The sequence below is a fragment of the Amycolatopsis sp. NBC_01480 genome (assembly GCF_036227205.1).
GTDB lineage: Bacteria > Actinomycetota > Actinomycetes > Mycobacteriales > Pseudonocardiaceae > Amycolatopsis.
Genome location: NZ_CP109442.1, coordinates 4032833 through 4047256, shown reverse-complemented (window position 1 = coordinate 4047256; position 14424 = coordinate 4032833). Strand labels below are relative to the sequence as shown.

Below are 14424 nucleotides of genomic sequence, written 5' to 3'. Positions count from 1 at the left end.
GTGAGTGCCTATGACGGTTCTAACCGGCGTAGGCACTCACGAGTCCAGCGCGACCTTCACGCCCGCTGTCGTCTCGGTGTTGCGGCGGGTCTTCGCCCAGCCGTTGCGGCCGCGCACCAGGCGCAGGAGCGCACGCCACGACGTGATGTAGAAGGTGTAGATGTACACCGCGTACAGCAGGCCCATACCGATGCCGCGGAAGATGTTCTTGCTGCGCAAGCACTTCAGCTGGTAGATCGGGCCCCAGACGATGAACGGCAGCAGCCCGAACGAGCCGTAGATGACAAACAGGATCCAGGCGCCGCCGGTGAACCAGGACCAGACCTGGCTCGGGTCGCCGGCCGTGCCGACCAGCAGCAGGATGAACGGCACCGGGTACAGCAAGGAGCCGAGCAGCTGCATCCACGGCTGCGCCAGGTAGTACATCATCTCCGCGGCGCCCAAAGTGGACACGTGCGGTGAGTCCCAGATCCGGCGCAGGTAACGGGAGCACTGCATGGTGCCCTGACCCCAGCGCGTGCGCTGCACCAGGAACCGCCGCAGGCTGTACAGGCCCTCTTGCGCCACATGGGAATCCGGCGTGAAGCCGGTGCGCCAGCCCGCGGTCAGCAGGTGCACGCCGAGTTCGAAGTCCTCCAGCAGCGAGCCGCGCCACGGCTGGCGCTCGTCGCCCGCGATGGAGTCCAGCGCGGCCAGGCGAGTGAACTGCCCGTTGCCGCCCATCGAGATCGTGCCGGTGAAGCCGCGCGAGGTCTGGATCGCCGCGATCGCCGTGCGGAACTCCAGGTCCTGCAGCTGCGCCAGCTTCAGCCCGAATGCGCGCGAAGCCCAGGTGCGGCCCGGCGGGCGGGTGCGGACGTTGCTCATCCGCACGTCGAGCTGCACGGCGCCGATCTGCTCGTCGCCGAACAGGTGGCCGGCCGCGCAGACCTCGAGGCAGTTCGGGGCCGGCCGGCCGTCGGCGTCCACCACCACGACGACCACGTCCTCGCGGGGCTTGCGCGGGTCCAGCCACTCGTCGAGAGCGTGGTACGCGGCGTTCAGCGCGTCGCCCTTGCCCGTGCGGGCTTCGGGGCGCGTGCGCGCGACCAAGTGCAGATGCTCGTCGTAGCCGCCGTTTCGCCGCCACAGCGCGCGCACGACGCGGGCGGTGCGGTCCTCGGAGTCGTCGTCGACGACCCAGACGTGCGCACGGCGGAAGGTGCCGCGCAGGTAGCGCACGGTCTCGCCGATCACCGCCTGCTCGTCGCGGCACGGCACGAAGAAGTGCCACTCGAAGTCGTCCGGATCGCCCACCGGCGCGGGCTTGCGGCGCAGGTACGGGACCACGATCACCACGACGTACACGATGAACGCGACACTCATGGTCAGCGCGAACGCCTGCGTGATCGAGAGCAGGATCTTCAGCCCGTCCCCGCTCACGCGGCGGCGCCCTTCTCGGCCTTGGTCCGGCGGGTGGCCAGCCACACGAACAGCACCAGCGACACCGCGCCGCCGAACACGCTGACCATGGAGCCGAGCAGGGTGTGGCCCCAGTAGTAGCCCTCGTCCGTGCCCAGCCCGTTCACGAGTCCGACAATGGTGAGGATCCGTAACTGATTAACCAGAATGACGGCGATCGCGGATATCCCCAACGAAAAGAACAGTCGTCGCGCATTTCCGGGCCGGAAGTAGAGCATCACGGCAGTGACGAGCAGGAGTGGCAGTAACAGGAATACCGACGAGCATTCCGGAGTCATTCGCAACCCGAATGGAGTAGCGCCGGTCAACCCGAAGTAAACGGATTCACGATTACCCGCCACATAAACACCCGAAGAGGTGATGACCCGGAGTATCGCCCCGGCCAGCTGCACCTCGAACTCCCGGTAGACCCGCTCGATCAGCACCAGTCCGACGCCCACGGCCACCACTGCGAGCACCGCCAACCGCAGGGGAAACCGGGTGCTACCAGGTACAGGTGTGTTCGCTACTGCCACGACGACCCTCTCAGCCGGAAGCGACGATGAAACGAGCGGACCCCGAGCGTCAGCGTAAGCCTCCCGACCCCGGAATCCCGGCGGGTCCCCCTTTCGTGGAGCCCCTGAAAACGCCTTTCGGCACCCTCGGCGAGAAACTTGCTAGGCCGTTCAGGTGATGCTCACTCGACCTGCAGATAAGCACCAATGAAACCACTCGATACGGTGAGAACCGGGAAATTGTGTGCCTTTTCGGCCGCCTTCGCCGATACCCGATTCGGCGTGCCGACTCTTTGCTCAGCGGGATTCGTCCGTGCAGCGGCTCGCTCTGACAAAAATCGGAGGACCAGTGAAAAGACACCTCGCGCGACGGGGCGGAATGCTCGCCGCTGTGGTGGCGTGCGTCGCCCTCGCCGGAGCGGCCCCGGCCTCGGCGGCACCCGGCGACGGCTCCGCGTACGGCGTCAGCGTCGACGTCCAACTGCTCGGGCAGTCCGCGGTCAAGGTCGGACCGCTGGCCGCGTCCAACACCAACGGGCCGACCAAGGCCAGCGTGGCGAACGCCAACGCCGCCGGGATCCTCACGGCGGGGGTCATCACCAGCTCCGCCATCCGGGACGACAACTCCGGCGCGGTCACGGCGAAGGCGAGCACCGCCGACGTCGGGCTGCCGTTGCTCAAGGCGGCGCTCGGCACCGTGAGCGTCAAGGCGGTCGAAGCGGTCTGCACCGCGACCCAGGAGGGCGTGAAGGGCAGCAGCACGCTGGCCGACGCGAAGCTCGGCAGCGTGGGCACGGTGGACGCCAACCCGGCGCCGAACACGCAGATCAAGGTCGCGCTCGGGCCGGTGAACGTGGCCACGCTGATCCTCAACGAGCAGATCAAGAACCCGGACGGCAGCCTCACCGTGAACGCCCTGCACCTGAAGCTGCTCGGCGGGGCGGTCGGCGCGCTCGGCTCGGGTGACGTGATCGTCTCGTCGGCGACCTGCGGCCCGGCCGCGCCGCCGATGCCGCTCGCGTCCGGGCCCGGGCTGTGGGTGGGCCTCGGCCTGCTCGGAGCCGTCGCGATCCCGGTGGGTCTGCGCTTCTCCCGCCGTCGCGCGGGCGCCTGAGACGGTACGGGGTGATCCGATGTACAAGATGCCCGGCGCCGGGGTCGGCGTCGCCGGTGGCAGCGTGGGAACCCTCGCCTCCACCGGTGCCGACATCGGCTGGTGGCTGGCGGTCGGCCTGCTGCTGGTGGTCCTCGGGACCATCGCGGTGATCGCCGCCCACCGCCGCAATCGGCGCCTCGCCAAGGCGCGAGGCTGAAGACCCCGGGCTGCCGGCGAGCGCGCCGGCAGCCCGGGACTTCCGGGACACTCGAAAGCGTGGAACCTGTGGACGTGATGTTGCTGGCCGGCACCCGGCCGGAAGCGGTCAAGCTCGCTCCCCTGACGCTGGCCCTCGCTCAGCGGCCCGGCCTGCGGCCGCTGCTCGTGCACAGCGGGCAGCACCAGGGCATGGTCGAGCAGGCGCTGGTGCCGTTCGGCCTCGGCGTGGACGCGTGGCTGGACATCCCGCCGCGGGTCTCGGGCACGCAGGCCGAGCTGGTGGCGGGTCTGCTGCCGGCGCTCGACGCGGCGCTGCGGCGGTTCTCCCCCGGCGCCATCGTGGTGCAGGGCGACACGACCACCGGGCTGGCCGGCGCGCTCGCCGCGTTCTGGCTCGGGATTCCCGTGGTGCACCTGGAGGCGGGGCTGCGCACGCACGACCTCGCCGCGCCGTTCCCCGAGGAGGGCACGCGCCAGATGGTCTCGCGCATCGCGTCGCTGCACCTCGCGCCGACCGAAAGCGCGGTGGCCGCGCTGCTCTCGGAGGGCATCGACCAGCGGCGGATCGCGATGACCGGCAACACCGTGGTCGACGCGGTGCTGGCCGTCGCGGCCCGCGACCTGCCGGCCCACGACCAGGGGCTGGCCCTGCTGGAGATGGAGATCGCCGAGACCGGCGGACGGCTGGTGCTGGTCACTTCGCACCGGCGTGAGTCGTGGGGCGAGCCGCTGGGGCGGACGCTCGCCGCGGTCCGGCGGATCGTCGCCGAGCACCCGGACGTGCAGGTGCTGTTCCCGGTGCACCCGAACCCGGCCGTGCGCGCGCAGGTGGTCGGCGAGCTGGGCGGCCGGGCGCGGGTGACCATCACCGAGCCGCTGGAGTACCCGGACCTGGTCCGGGCGCTGCGGCTGGCGTCGCTGGTGCTGACCGACTCGGGCGGCATCCAGGAGGAGGCCCCGACGTTCGGCACCCCGGTGCTGGTGCTGCGCGAGGTGACCGAACGCGCGGAGGCGATCGACGCCGGCTGCGCGTGGCTCGTCGGCACCGACACCGAGCTGATCACAGCCACCGCGGGCCGGCTGCTGCGCGGGGAGCTGCGCCCGTCCCCGGTCGGAAACCCTTACGGGGATGGCCAAGCCGCCGAACTGGCGAGCGCGGCGATCGAGGAGCTGCTCGGCCTGCCGGAGCAGGCCGTGCCCGATCTGGAACAGGCCCGCAGCTGAGGTCCGTCAAGGCCTCCTTACCGGCGTGGGACGCGGGTAAGGAGGCCTTGCCGGTGTGCGGGGGCGTAGCGCGGCTAGAGCGAGATCACGTCGACCGGCAGGGCCGGGTTGGCCGAGAAGTCCAGCGGGGCCACCGGCCGGTCCGCCGCGACGACGTGCGCGCCCAGCGCCGCGATCATCGCGCCGTTGTCCGTGCACAGGCGAGGACGGGGCACGCGCAGCTCGATGCCCGCGGCGGCACAGCGCTCCGCCGCCAGCGAGGACAGCCGGGAGTTCGCCGCGACCCCGCCGGAGATCACCAGCGTGCCGATGCCCTGGTCCTTCGCGGCGCGCACGGCCTTGGCGGTCAGCACGTCGGCCACCGCCTCCTGGAACGACGCCGCGACGTCGTTCACCGGGACCTCGGCGCCGCCCCGCTCGGCGTTCTCCACCCAGCGCGCGACCGCCGTTTTCAGGCCCGAGAACGAGAAGTCGAACTTCGCGTCCCGCGGTCCGGTCATGCCCCGCGGGAACGCGATCGCGGACGGGTTGCCCTCACGGGCGGCCTTGTCGATCGGCGGGCCACCGGGGTACGGCAGGTCCAGCACCCGCGCGACCTTGTCGTAGGCCTCCCCCGCCGCGTCGTCCACAGTGGACCCCAGCTCGGTGATCTTCGACGCGATGTCGTCCACCCGCAGCAACTGCGTGTGCCCGCCCGAGACGAGCAGTGCCAGCACCGGCGAGGGCAGCGGCCCGTGCTGCAGCGTGTCCACCGCGATGTGGCCGGCCAGGTGGTTCACGCCGTACAGCGGCACGTCGAGCGCCGCCGAGTACGCCTTCGCCGCCGAGACGCCCACCAGCAGCGCACCAGCCAGGCCCGGCCCGGCGGTCACCGCGATGGCGTCCACATCGGACAGTTTCAGGCCCGCGGTCGCGAACGCCCGCTCGGCCGTCGGCACCATGGCCTCCAGGTGCGCGCGGCTCGCGACCTCCGGCACCACGCCGCCGAAGCGCGCGTGCTGGTCGACGCTCGAGGCGACCTCGTCCGCGAGCAGCTCGACCGCGCCGTCGTCGGACAGCCGGACGAGGCCGACGCCGGTCTCGTCGCAGGAGCTCTCGATCCCCATGATGATGCGCGACATCAGCCGGCCACCTCGTCTCGCGCCGGGGCCTGCGCGGGGCGGGCCATGGTGAACGCGTCGGCGCCGGAGGGCTGGTAGTAGCGTTTCCGGACGCCGAGCTTCTGAAAACCGTGCCGCTCGTACAGGCCGACGGCGGTGGCGTTGTCCGTGCGGACCTCGAGGAACACCGGCGCCTTCAGCTCGTCGGCCTTCTCCAGCAGCGCGCGCAGCAGCGCCTTGCCGATGCCCTGGCCCTGCGCCTCCGGCACCACGCCGATGGTGTGCACGCTCGCCTCGTAGTCCCCGCGCCGCCCGACGACGGCGAGGCCCGCGTAGCCGAGCAGCTCCGTGCCGTCGTCCGAGCGCGCGGCGAGGTAGTAGTGGCCCTGGTCCAGCTCGGAGTGGAACGCGCGGGCGCTCCACGGGTCGTCGCCGGGGAAGAGGATCTCCTCGATCTCCGCGCACCTGCGGACGTCGCTGCGGCGCAGCTGGTCGAGCTTCACGGCGCGGTCACCCGCTTGCGGCCGGTGGGCTCGACGGCATCCGGGCGACGCAGGTACAGCGGCGTCAGCGGCTCGGGCGCCGCGCCGGACAGCAGGGCCGCGCGCGCCGCGGAGACCAGCCCGGCCGGCGACGGGAACCGCGGCTCGATCGGGGTCACGCCGACGGCTTCGGCGTACAGCAGCGCGCCGTCGCCCGCGGCCACGCGCACGGTGGTCTCGACCTCGGCCGGACGCTGGACGTTCGGCCCGTCCACCCGGGCGCCGGCGGCGTCGTACGCGGCCCAGTAGACCTCGCGGCGGCGGGCGTCGGTGAGCACGAGGAACGGGCTCTCGGTCTTGACCACGTCAGCGGCGATCGCGTCCAGGCTGCACACCGGGTACGCGGGGATGCCGAGCGCGTGGGACAGCGCCGCGGCGGTCGCCATGCCCGCGCGCAGGCCGGTGAACGGGCCGGGGCCGACGCCGCAGACGATCGCGTCGAGGTCACGCAGCGTCACACCGGCCGCTTCGGCGGCGGCGAGGGCGTGCGGCGTGATGAGCTCGCCGTGGGCACGCGCGTCGACCGTCACGCGGTCGCCGCGGGTGGTCAGCTCCGCCTGGTCCACGGCGACGATGCCCGCGGTCACGGCCGGGGTCGAGGTGTCGATCGCCAGTACTAACACGGTGTCCAAGCCTACGACCAGGCTCGCGGCGCATGTCTGCCGGGCTGAACGGGCAACCCCCGTAACCCTGTGAATCGCGTCGCAGGTGGCGGACGTCGTGGCGCGGTACCGTGCGAAGCCAGGCGCCGGTCGATGAAGCGACGCAGGAGGTACTCGACGTGCCCGATCCGCTGTTCCCCGCGATCACCACCGGTTCGGACACCGAGGCCTTGCGCTTCGGCGACCGGGCCCTCAGTTACGCACAGCTCGGCGCGGTCGCCGGCGCGCTGGCGCGTGAGCTGCCCGGCGACCGGGTGGCGGTGTGGGCGACGTCCACGCTGCCCACGAGTGTCGCCGTGGTCGCCGCGCTGCTCGCGGGGGTCCCCGCGGTGCCGGTGAACCCGAAGATCGGCGAGCGCGAGCTGGCGCACATCGTCGCCGACAGCAAACCCTCGCTGGTGCTGGCCGAACCGGGTGTCGAGCTGCCCGCGGGCCTGGCCGAATTGCCGCGCCTCGACGTCACCCTCGAAGGCGACGGCCCGGTGCCGGAAGCCGAGCCCGACCCGGAGTCACCCGCGCTGATCGTCTACACCTCCGGCACCACCGGCCCGCCCAAGGGCGTGGTGCTCCCCCGGCGCGCGATCTCCTCGACGCTCGACGCGCTGGAGGACGCGTGGGGGTGGAGCGCCTCAGACGTCCTCGTGCACGCACTCCCCCTGTTCCACGTGCACGGCCTGATCCTCGGCATCCTCGGCCCGCTGCGCCGCGGCGGCTCGGTGCGCCACCTCGGCCGGTTCTCGACCGAGGGCGTCGCGCGCGAGCTGGCGGACGGCGCCACGATGATGTTCGGCGTCCCGACGATGTATCACCGGATCGCGGAAACCGTCGCGAATGACAGCGATTTGTCGACCGCCCTGCGTGGCGCGCGGCTGCTGGTCTCGGGCTCGGCGGCGTTGCCGGTGCACGACCACCAGCGGATCACGGCGGCGACCGGGCAGCAGGTAGTGGAGCGTTACGGGATGACCGAGACGCTGATGAACACCAGCGTCCGCGCGGACGGCGAGCGCAAGCCGGGCACGGTCGGCGTCCCGCTGTCCGGGGTCGACCTGCGGCTGGTCGACGAAGCCGGCGCGGCGATCACCGACCTCGAGACCGTCGGGGAGATCCAGGTGCGCGGGCCCAACCTGTTCACCGAGTACCTGAACCGGCCGGACGCCACGGCCGCCGCGCTCGACGGCGGCTGGTTCCGCACCGGCGACATGGCCACCCGCGATGCCGACGGCTACGTGAAGATCGTCGGCCGCAAGGCCACCGACCTGATCAAGAGCGGCGGGTACAAGATCGGCGCGGGTGAGATCGAGAACGCGCTGCTGGAGCATCCCGGCGTCGCCGAGGCGGCCGTCACCGGCGAGCCGGACGACGACCTCGGCGAGCGGATCGTCGCGTGGGTCGTGCCGGACGGCGAGCGGCCGTCGGCCGAGGAGCTGGCCGACCACGTCGCGAAACTGCTGGCGCCGCACAAGCGGCCACGAGTCGTGCGGTACCTGGAAGCGTTGCCGCGCAACGACATGGGCAAGATCCTGAAGCGGGCGCTGGGATGAGGCCCCCGGCCCGTGAGGTGATCGCCGCCGTTTCGACCGGCTTCGAGGAACTGAGGGTGTCCTCTGTGGACACTGACGGCCCGGACGGCCCGATCGACTGGCCCGGCTACGGCGTGGCGCGCGCCGCGGCGGAAGAGCGCAGCGGCGAATCCGAGTCGGTGGTCGTCGGCACGGCGAAGGTCGGCGACGTCGAAACGGTGCTGATCACCTGGGAGTTCGGCTTCCTCGGCGGCTCGATCGGGCAGCGCACCGGCGACCGGGTGGAGGCCGCGTTCGCCAAGGCCCGCGAGCTGAAGCTGCCCGTGGTCTCGCTGATCGCGACCGGCGGCAGCCGCATGCAGCACGGCATGCGCGCGCTCTCGCAGCTGCAGCGGATCGCGCGGGCTTCGGCGGCAGCGCGGAAAGACGGCGTCGCGCAGATCTCCGTGCTGCGCGACCCGACGACGGGTGGCGGCTGGGCGACGCTCGGCGCGAGCGCCGACGTGGTGCTCGGGCTGCCGGAGGCTCAGGTCGGCTTCGCCGGCTCGCGGGTGCGGCCCGCGACGTCGCCTTCGGAGGCGTACACGGCGGAGGCCAAGTACGAGTGGGGCCAGATCGACCAGCTCGTGGAGCCCGAGGACCTGGCCGACGTGTTGGCGCGATGGCTCTTCCTGCTGACGGCCCGCTCGACCGAAGCCGTTCCGCCGCCTAAGGCATTGGGCACGGTGGAACCGCCCGAGTCGGGTTGGGACGCCGTACGCGCAGCGCGCGCGTCTTCCCGCGCCCGCGCCGCGAAGTACCTCAACAGCTACTTCGACTGGCGCGAAACGATCAACGGAGACCGCGCCGGCGGTGTCGACGAAGGCGTCCTGTGCGGCTTCGGACGGCGAGACGGCCGCGCGGTCGCGTACGCAGCACAGTGCGGCACCGCTACGCGCCCGGCGGGCTTCCGCACGGCGGCCCGTCTCGTGCGGCTGGCGTCCCGGCTGGGCATCCCGGTGCTGACGCTCGTCGACACCCCGGGCGCGGCCAACGACGAGGACGCGGAGCAGACCGGCGTCGGCGCGGCCATCGCGGAGCTGTTCGAGGCGATCGCGACCGCCGAAGTCCCCGTCACCACGCTGGTCATCGGCGAGGGCGGTTCGGGCGGCGCGATGGCCTTCGCGGCGCCGGGGTCGTCCTGGGTGGCGCCGGACGCGTACTTCTCCGTCACGTCACCGGAAGCGGCCGCGGCGATCCTGAAACGGCCGATGACCGAGATCCCGGAGATCGCCGACCGGCTGCGGCTGCGCCCGGCCGACCTGGTGGAGCTGGGCATCGCGAACGGCATCGTCCAGCCGGCGGACGGAGCGGCGTCGTGACCGACTGGCTTCTCGACTCGGACCCGGCGCTGCGCTGGCAGGTCGAGCGCGACCTGCGCCACGAGCCGCCCGAGGTGTGGGAGGCGACGCGGGCCAGGGTCGCGACCGAGGGCTTCGGCGCGCGCCTGCTCGCGCTGCAGGACCCGGACGGCCAGTGGGCGGGCGGCGCGTTTTTCCCGGCGGGCTTCCGCGGCGGCGAGGACGGCCAGCCGTGGACCGCCACGACCTGGTCGCTCAACTCCCTCCGGGAATGGGGCCTCGACCCCGCGGTCCTGCGGGCGCGCCGCACGGCCGAGCTGATCGCGGAGAACAGCCGCTGGGAGTACGACAACCTGCCGTACTGGGGCGGCGAGGTCGACTGCTGCATCAACTCCTGGACGGTGCTGAACGGCCTGTGGCTGGGCGCCGACGTCACCGGCATCGTCGACTGGTTCGTCGAGCACCGGCTGCCCGACGGCGGCTGGAACTGCGAATGGGTCGAGGGCTCAACGCGTTCGTCAGTCCACTCGACACTGAACACGCTCAAGGGCTTGCTCGCGTACGACATCGCGACCGGGGGCACGGACGCGACGCGCGAGGCCCGTCGCTCCGGCGAGGAATACCTGTTGCAGCGTAAGCTTTTCCGCCGTCTGTCCACGGGTGAACCGGTCGCGGACTGGGTGGACCGGTTCGCGTATCCGTTCCGCTGGTTCTACAACGTGCTGAACGCGGCCGAGTACTTCCGCGAGGCCTCGCTGTTCGACGGCACCCCGCCGGATCCGCGGATGGCCGAGGCGATCGAGCTGATCCGCGCCGCCCGGCAGCCGGACGGCAGCTGGCTCCAGGGCCGCCGCCACCCTGGCCGGGTGTGGTTCGAGGTCGACGTGCCGGCGGGCGAGCCGTCCAAGTGGCTCACGCTGTCGGGCACCCGGGTCCTGGACTGGTGGCAAAAGGGCTCGTGAGTGTTTATGACGGTTAGAACCGTCTTAAACACTCACGAGCCGGCGTGCGGCCCAGGTGCCGTGCGGCTCCAGCTCCACCACGCGCACGTCGTCGTCGCGGCGGTCGAGGCGGACGACCAGGTAGTCGTCCGACAGGCGGTCCGCCGTGCCCTCGCCCCACTCGACGACCACGGCGGAACGCTCCAGATCCGTGTCCAGGTCGAGGTCGTCGAGCTGCGAAAGGTCGCCGCCCAGCCGGTACGCGTCGACGTGGACCAACGGCACGCCCGCGGTTCCGGCCGGGTGCACGCGGGCCAGCACGAACGTCGGCGAGCTGACCCGCCCGCCGACGCCGAGGCCGTCCGCGATGCCGCGGGTCAGCGTCGTCTTGCCCGCGCCGAGCGGCCCGGCGAGCAGCACCAGGTCGCCCGCGCGCAACGACGCGCCCAGCGCCCGGCCGAACGCCATCGTGTCCTCGGGGGTCGCGAACAGGAAGCTCACCGTTTCCACCACCAGTTCCGCCGGTTCGGGGCCGCGCTGCCGAAACAGCGCTGCAACAGGTCGATCAGATGGCTGGTGACCAGCTCGGGCTGCTCCAGCAGCACCATGTGCCCGGCCCCGCGCACGCGCACCAGCTCCGCCTCGGGCAGCTCGGCGGCGATGCGCTCGGCGTGCGCGAACGGCGTGAACCGGTCGGAGTCGCCGCCGATCACCAGCACCTCGGCGTGTTTCAGGCCGGCCAGCGCGGCGTAGCGGTTGTGGCTGCCGAGGGTGTCGACGAAGTTCACCAGCCCGCGCACCGGCGTCAGGTCCAGCATCTGCAGCATGAAGTCGACCAGCCGCGGCGAGACCTCGCGGCTGCCGAACGCCAGCCGTCGCACCGCCTGGCGCGTGAGCTGGCCGCCCGCCGCGCGCACGAACTCCACCAGCCCCGGCTGCCAGCCGGCCAGATTGCCGACGCCGCGCGTGAGCGGGTTGTACTTGGACAGCAGCGGCCGCGGCAGCCCGCGCGAGCCGATTTCGCCCGCCGCGGTGGCGATGAACGCGACGCCGAGCACGCGGTCTTCGAACAGCTCCGGGTGCTCCGCGGCCAGCTCCATGATCACCATGCCGCCCATGGAGTGTCCGATGAGGACGATCGGACCCTCGGGCACCATCGCCCGCAGCACGCTGTCGAGGTCGTGCGCCAGCTGCTCGATGGTGCTGGTCTCCGCCGACGCCTGGCCGGACAGCCCGTGGCCGCGGTGGTCGTAGTACACCTGCCGCACCCGCGGCAGCCGCAGCGTCGCCAGGTCCCGGCGCTGGAAATGCCAGCAACGGCGCGAGAGCGCGAAACCGTGCACGCCGACGACCGTCAGCTCCGGTGTCCCCCCGTCCTCCGGATCGATCTCCTCGACCGAAAGCGGCGTGCCGTCCTCGGCCGCGACGGTCGAGGTGCGGTCGGGCTTCAGCTCGCCGAGCCGCTCGTCCACGTACGGGTCCTCACTGTGCCTGCGCTGCTGCGCGGCGACGAGCGCCGCGGCCGCGGTGCCGGTCGCCACGGCGCCCACACCGCCGACGATGGCCCACAGTCTCCGTGAAGGTGTCACGCCGGTCCTCCCAGATACCGCCGGCGCACGCGCGGCCGGTACATCGAGGTCACGATCTCGTAGTCGATGGTGCCGAGTTTGTCGGCCCATTCCCGCGCGGTGGGCGCCCCGGCCTCGCCGGCGCCGAACAGGACGACCTCGTCGCCGACCGCGGGCACGTCGTCACCGCAGTCGACCACCAGCTGGTCCATGCACACCCGCCCGGCCACCGGACGGCGCCGCCCGCCCAGCCAGACGTCCATCTTGCCGGACAGCGACCGCGGCACCCCGTCCCCGTACCCGACGGGCACCAGCGCCAGCGTGGTGTCGCGCTCGGCGGTCCACGTGTGTCCATAAGAGACGGACTCGCCGGCGGGCAGCGGTTTGGTCAGCGCCACGGCGGAGCGGAACGACATCACCGGGCGCAGGTTTTCCTTCTGTGGCACGGGATTGAGCCCGTACATCGCGATGCCGGTGCGCACCAGGTCGAAGTGCAGGTCCGGCCGGGTCAGCACGGCGGCGGAGTTGGCCAGGTGGCGCAGCGGCTCCAGCCCGGCGGCGCGGGCGATGTCGAACGCCTCCGAGAAGCGCTTCGCCTGCGCGTCGACCGAAGGGTGGCCCGGCTCGTCCGCGCAGGCCAGGTGCGACCAGATGGCGACGACGTCCACCCGCGGCTCGGCGGCCGCGGCCTCGACCAGCTCCGGCCACGCGGCGGGCGGGCAGCCGTTGCGGGAGAGCCCGGTGTCGATCTTGAGGTGCACCCGCGCGCGCTTGCCGGCCTGACCGGCGGCGTCCGCGATGCGGCGGAGCTCGTCGACGGAGCTGGCGGCGAGATCGACGTCCGCCTCGATCCCGGGCGCGAAATCGGCGGTCGGCACGTCGAGCCAGCTCAGCAGCCGGGTGGTGATGCCGCCGTGGCGCAGGTCCAGCGCCTCACCCAGCGAGCAGGTGCCCAGCCAGGTGGCCCCGGCGTCGATCGCGGCGCGCGCGACGGGCAGCGCGCCATGGCCGTACGCGTCGGCCTTGACCACGGCCATCAGCTCGGCGCCCGGGGCGCGCTCGGCCAGCAGGGTGACGTTGTGGCGCAGGGCGTCGAGGTCGATCACGACCTCGGCCCGCGGGAAACTGGCAGTCATAGCGACTACCAGTTTCCCACGTCACGACCTCAGGGGAGCCGCAGCCCGGTAGTGCCGGAGAACACATGCAGCTCGTCGGGACGGATCCGCAGGTGCAGGGTGTCGCCCATCTTCGGCGGTGTGCGCGGGTCCACCCGCGCGACGACGTTGGACTGCGTGCCCGCGGCGTCCTCGCCGGCCAGCTTGCCGTAGACGTACGCGTCCGAGCCCAGCTCCTCGACCAGCTCGACCTTCATCGGCAGGGTGCCGTCGGTGTCCGTGGTCACCTCGAGCGACTCCGGACGGAAGCCCAGGGTGATCGTGTCGCCGTCGGCCGCGCTGACGATCTCGCGGCTGAGCGGCACGCTCGCGCCGCCGACCTCGGCGCCGTCCGCGGTCAGCTTCGCCGAGGCCAGGTTCATGGCCGGCGAGCCGATGAAGCCCGCGACGAACACGTTCGCCGGGTGGTCGTACAGCGCGCGCGGGGTGTCGCACTGCTGGAGCAGGCCGTCGGACAGCACCGCGACGCGGTCGCCCATCGTCATGGCCTCGACCTGGTCGTGCGTGACGTACACGGTGGTGACGCCGAGGCGGCGCTGCAGCGCGGCGATCTGCGTGCGGGTGGACACGCGCAGCTTCGCGTCCAGATTGGACAGTGGCTCGTCCATCAGGAACACCTGCGGCTCGCGCACGATCGCGCGGCCCATGGCGACGCGCTGGCGCTGGCCACCGGAGAGCGCCTTCGGCTTGCGGTCGAGGTAGTCCTCGATGTCGAGCAGCTTCGCGGCGTCGAGCACCTTCTGCTTGATCTCCGACGCCGGGCGGCCCGCGATCTTCAGCGCGAAGCCCATGTTCTGCGCCACGGTCATGTGCGGGTACAGCGCGTAGTTCTGGAAGACCATCGCGATGTCACGCGAGCGCGGCGGCAGCTGGGTGACGTCGCGGTCGCCGATCCACACGGCGCCGTCGTCGATGTCCTCGAGGCCCGCGAGCATGCGCAGGGCGGTCGACTTGCCGGAGCCGGACGGGCCGACGAGCACCAGGAACTCGCCGTCGGCGATCTCCAGCTCGAGCGCGTCGACAGCGGGCCGGTCGGTCCCGGCGTAGCGCCGGGACGCCTTGTCGTAAGTGATGGTGGCCAT

Annotated in this window: 15 protein-coding genes; 6 read left to right on the top strand and 9 right to left on the bottom strand. The window is 72.0% G+C overall.

Features of this window, described 5'->3' with window-relative positions:
• Nucleotides 1–36 precede the first annotated feature (36 nt).
• Nucleotides 37–1365, bottom strand: coding sequence for a glycosyltransferase (locus tag OG371_RS19470; RefSeq protein ID WP_329073179.1), 1329 nt, complete (start codon nucleotides 1363–1365; stop codon nucleotides 37–39).
• A 53-nt stretch (nucleotides 1366–1418) separates the two neighbouring features.
• Entirely contained in the window at nucleotides 1419–1976 is a 558-nt protein-coding gene (gene xrtP / locus OG371_RS19465; protein WP_329071168.1) for an exosortase P, read from the bottom strand.
• 328 nt (nucleotides 1977–2304) lie between these two features.
• On the opposite strand from xrtP, the gene OG371_RS19460 reads away from it, so the two are divergent.
• The 3 genes from OG371_RS19460 to wecB all read left to right on the top strand — a co-directional run bounded on the left by OG371_RS19460 (nucleotide 2305) and on the right by wecB (nucleotide 4494).
• A complete protein-coding gene (locus OG371_RS19460) occupies nucleotides 2305–3069 on the top strand; it encodes a choice-of-anchor P family protein (protein WP_329071166.1) in 765 nt (254 codons plus the stop codon).
• Nucleotides 3070–3088: 19 nt separating this feature from the next.
• The gene (locus OG371_RS19455) at nucleotides 3089–3268 is read left to right on the top strand and encodes an LPXTG cell wall anchor domain-containing protein (protein WP_329071165.1); all 180 of its coding nucleotides are present in this window, start codon (nucleotides 3089–3091) and stop codon (nucleotides 3266–3268) included.
• A gap of 68 nt (nucleotides 3269–3336) precedes the next feature.
• Nucleotides 3337–4494 (top strand): non-hydrolyzing UDP-N-acetylglucosamine 2-epimerase, encoded by a 1158-nt coding sequence (gene wecB, locus OG371_RS19450; RefSeq protein ID WP_329073176.1) that lies wholly within the window; start codon nucleotides 3337–3339, stop codon nucleotides 4492–4494.
• Nucleotides 4495–4568: 74 nt separating this feature from the next.
• Here wecB and tsaD read toward each other — a convergent pair whose 3' ends face one another.
• The 3 genes from tsaD to tsaB are packed head-to-tail and all read right to left on the bottom strand — an operon-like array spanning nucleotide 4569 to nucleotide 6759.
• A complete protein-coding gene (gene tsaD, locus OG371_RS19445; RefSeq protein WP_329071164.1) occupies nucleotides 4569–5615 on the bottom strand; it encodes a tRNA (adenosine(37)-N6)-threonylcarbamoyltransferase complex transferase subunit TsaD in 1047 nt (348 codons plus the stop codon).
• Entirely contained in the window at nucleotides 5615–6097 is a 483-nt protein-coding gene (rimI, locus tag OG371_RS19440) for a ribosomal protein S18-alanine N-acetyltransferase (RefSeq protein WP_329071162.1), read from the bottom strand. The genes tsaD and rimI overlap by 1 nt, the downstream gene beginning before the upstream one ends.
• Complete coding sequence (gene tsaB, locus OG371_RS19435; RefSeq protein ID WP_329073174.1) at nucleotides 6094–6759, bottom strand: tRNA (adenosine(37)-N6)-threonylcarbamoyltransferase complex dimerization subunit type 1 TsaB; 666 nt, start codon at nucleotides 6757–6759, stop codon at nucleotides 6094–6096. Before tsaB ends, rimI begins: the two co-directional genes overlap by 4 nt.
• A 158-nt stretch (nucleotides 6760–6917) precedes the next feature.
• On the opposite strand from tsaB, the gene OG371_RS19430 reads away from it, so the two are divergent.
• Genes OG371_RS19430 through OG371_RS19420 form a run of 3 tightly spaced genes read left to right on the top strand, consistent with a single transcriptional unit; the run spans nucleotide 6918 to nucleotide 10620 of the window.
• Nucleotides 6918–8339 (top strand): acyl-CoA synthetase, encoded by a 1422-nt coding sequence (locus OG371_RS19430; RefSeq protein WP_329071160.1) that lies wholly within the window; start codon nucleotides 6918–6920, stop codon nucleotides 8337–8339.
• On the top strand, nucleotides 8336–9679 hold the full coding sequence (locus OG371_RS19425) for a carboxyl transferase domain-containing protein (protein ID WP_329071158.1): 1344 nt from the start codon (nucleotides 8336–8338) through the stop codon (nucleotides 9677–9679). Before OG371_RS19430 ends, OG371_RS19425 begins: the two co-directional genes overlap by 4 nt.
• Nucleotides 9676–10620, top strand: a complete 945-nt coding sequence (locus tag OG371_RS19420; protein WP_329071156.1) for a squalene cyclase — start codon at nucleotides 9676–9678, stop codon at nucleotides 10618–10620. Before OG371_RS19425 ends, OG371_RS19420 begins: the two co-directional genes overlap by 4 nt.
• Nucleotides 10621–10644: 24 nt before the next feature.
• On the opposite strand, the gene tsaE is transcribed toward OG371_RS19420, so the two are convergent.
• The 4 genes from tsaE to OG371_RS19400 are packed head-to-tail and all read right to left on the bottom strand — an operon-like array spanning nucleotide 10645 to nucleotide 14424.
• A complete protein-coding gene (gene tsaE / locus OG371_RS19415) occupies nucleotides 10645–11100 on the bottom strand; it encodes a tRNA (adenosine(37)-N6)-threonylcarbamoyltransferase complex ATPase subunit type 1 TsaE (RefSeq protein WP_329071154.1) in 456 nt (151 codons plus the stop codon).
• Complete coding sequence (locus OG371_RS19410; RefSeq protein ID WP_329071152.1) at nucleotides 11097–12188, bottom strand: alpha/beta fold hydrolase; 1092 nt, start codon at nucleotides 12186–12188, stop codon at nucleotides 11097–11099. The genes tsaE and OG371_RS19410 overlap by 4 nt, the downstream gene beginning before the upstream one ends.
• Nucleotides 12185–13303, bottom strand: a complete 1119-nt coding sequence (gene alr / locus OG371_RS19405) for an alanine racemase (RefSeq protein ID WP_329071150.1) — start codon at nucleotides 13301–13303, stop codon at nucleotides 12185–12187. The genes OG371_RS19410 and alr overlap by 4 nt, the downstream gene beginning before the upstream one ends.
• Before the next feature lie 29 nt (nucleotides 13304–13332).
• The gene (locus OG371_RS19400; RefSeq protein ID WP_329071148.1) at nucleotides 13333–14424 is read right to left on the bottom strand and encodes an ABC transporter ATP-binding protein; all 1092 of its coding nucleotides are present in this window, start codon (nucleotides 14422–14424) and stop codon (nucleotides 13333–13335) included.

Bases quoted from the DNA above. Each gene is read 5' to 3' on its own strand.
- OG371_RS19455 (WP_329071165.1), top strand. From the start codon at position 3,089: ATGTACAAGATGCCCGGCGCCGGGGTCGGCGTCGCCGGTGGCAGCGTG.
- OG371_RS19470 (WP_329073179.1), bottom strand. From the start codon at position 1,365: ATGAGTGTCGCGTTCATCGTGTACGTCGTGGTGATCGTGGTCCCGTAC.
- OG371_RS19400 (WP_329071148.1), bottom strand. From the start codon at position 14,424: ATGGCCACCATCACTTACGACAAGGCGTCCCGGCGCTACGCCGGGACC.
- OG371_RS19425 (WP_329071158.1), top strand. From the start codon at position 8,336: ATGAGGCCCCCGGCCCGTGAGGTGATCGCCGCCGTTTCGACCGGCTTC.
- tsaD (WP_329071164.1), bottom strand. From the start codon at position 5,615: ATGTCGCGCATCATCATGGGGATCGAGAGCTCCTGCGACGAGACCGGC.
- alr (WP_329071150.1), bottom strand. From the start codon at position 13,303: ATGACTGCCAGTTTCCCGCGGGCCGAGGTCGTGATCGACCTCGACGCC.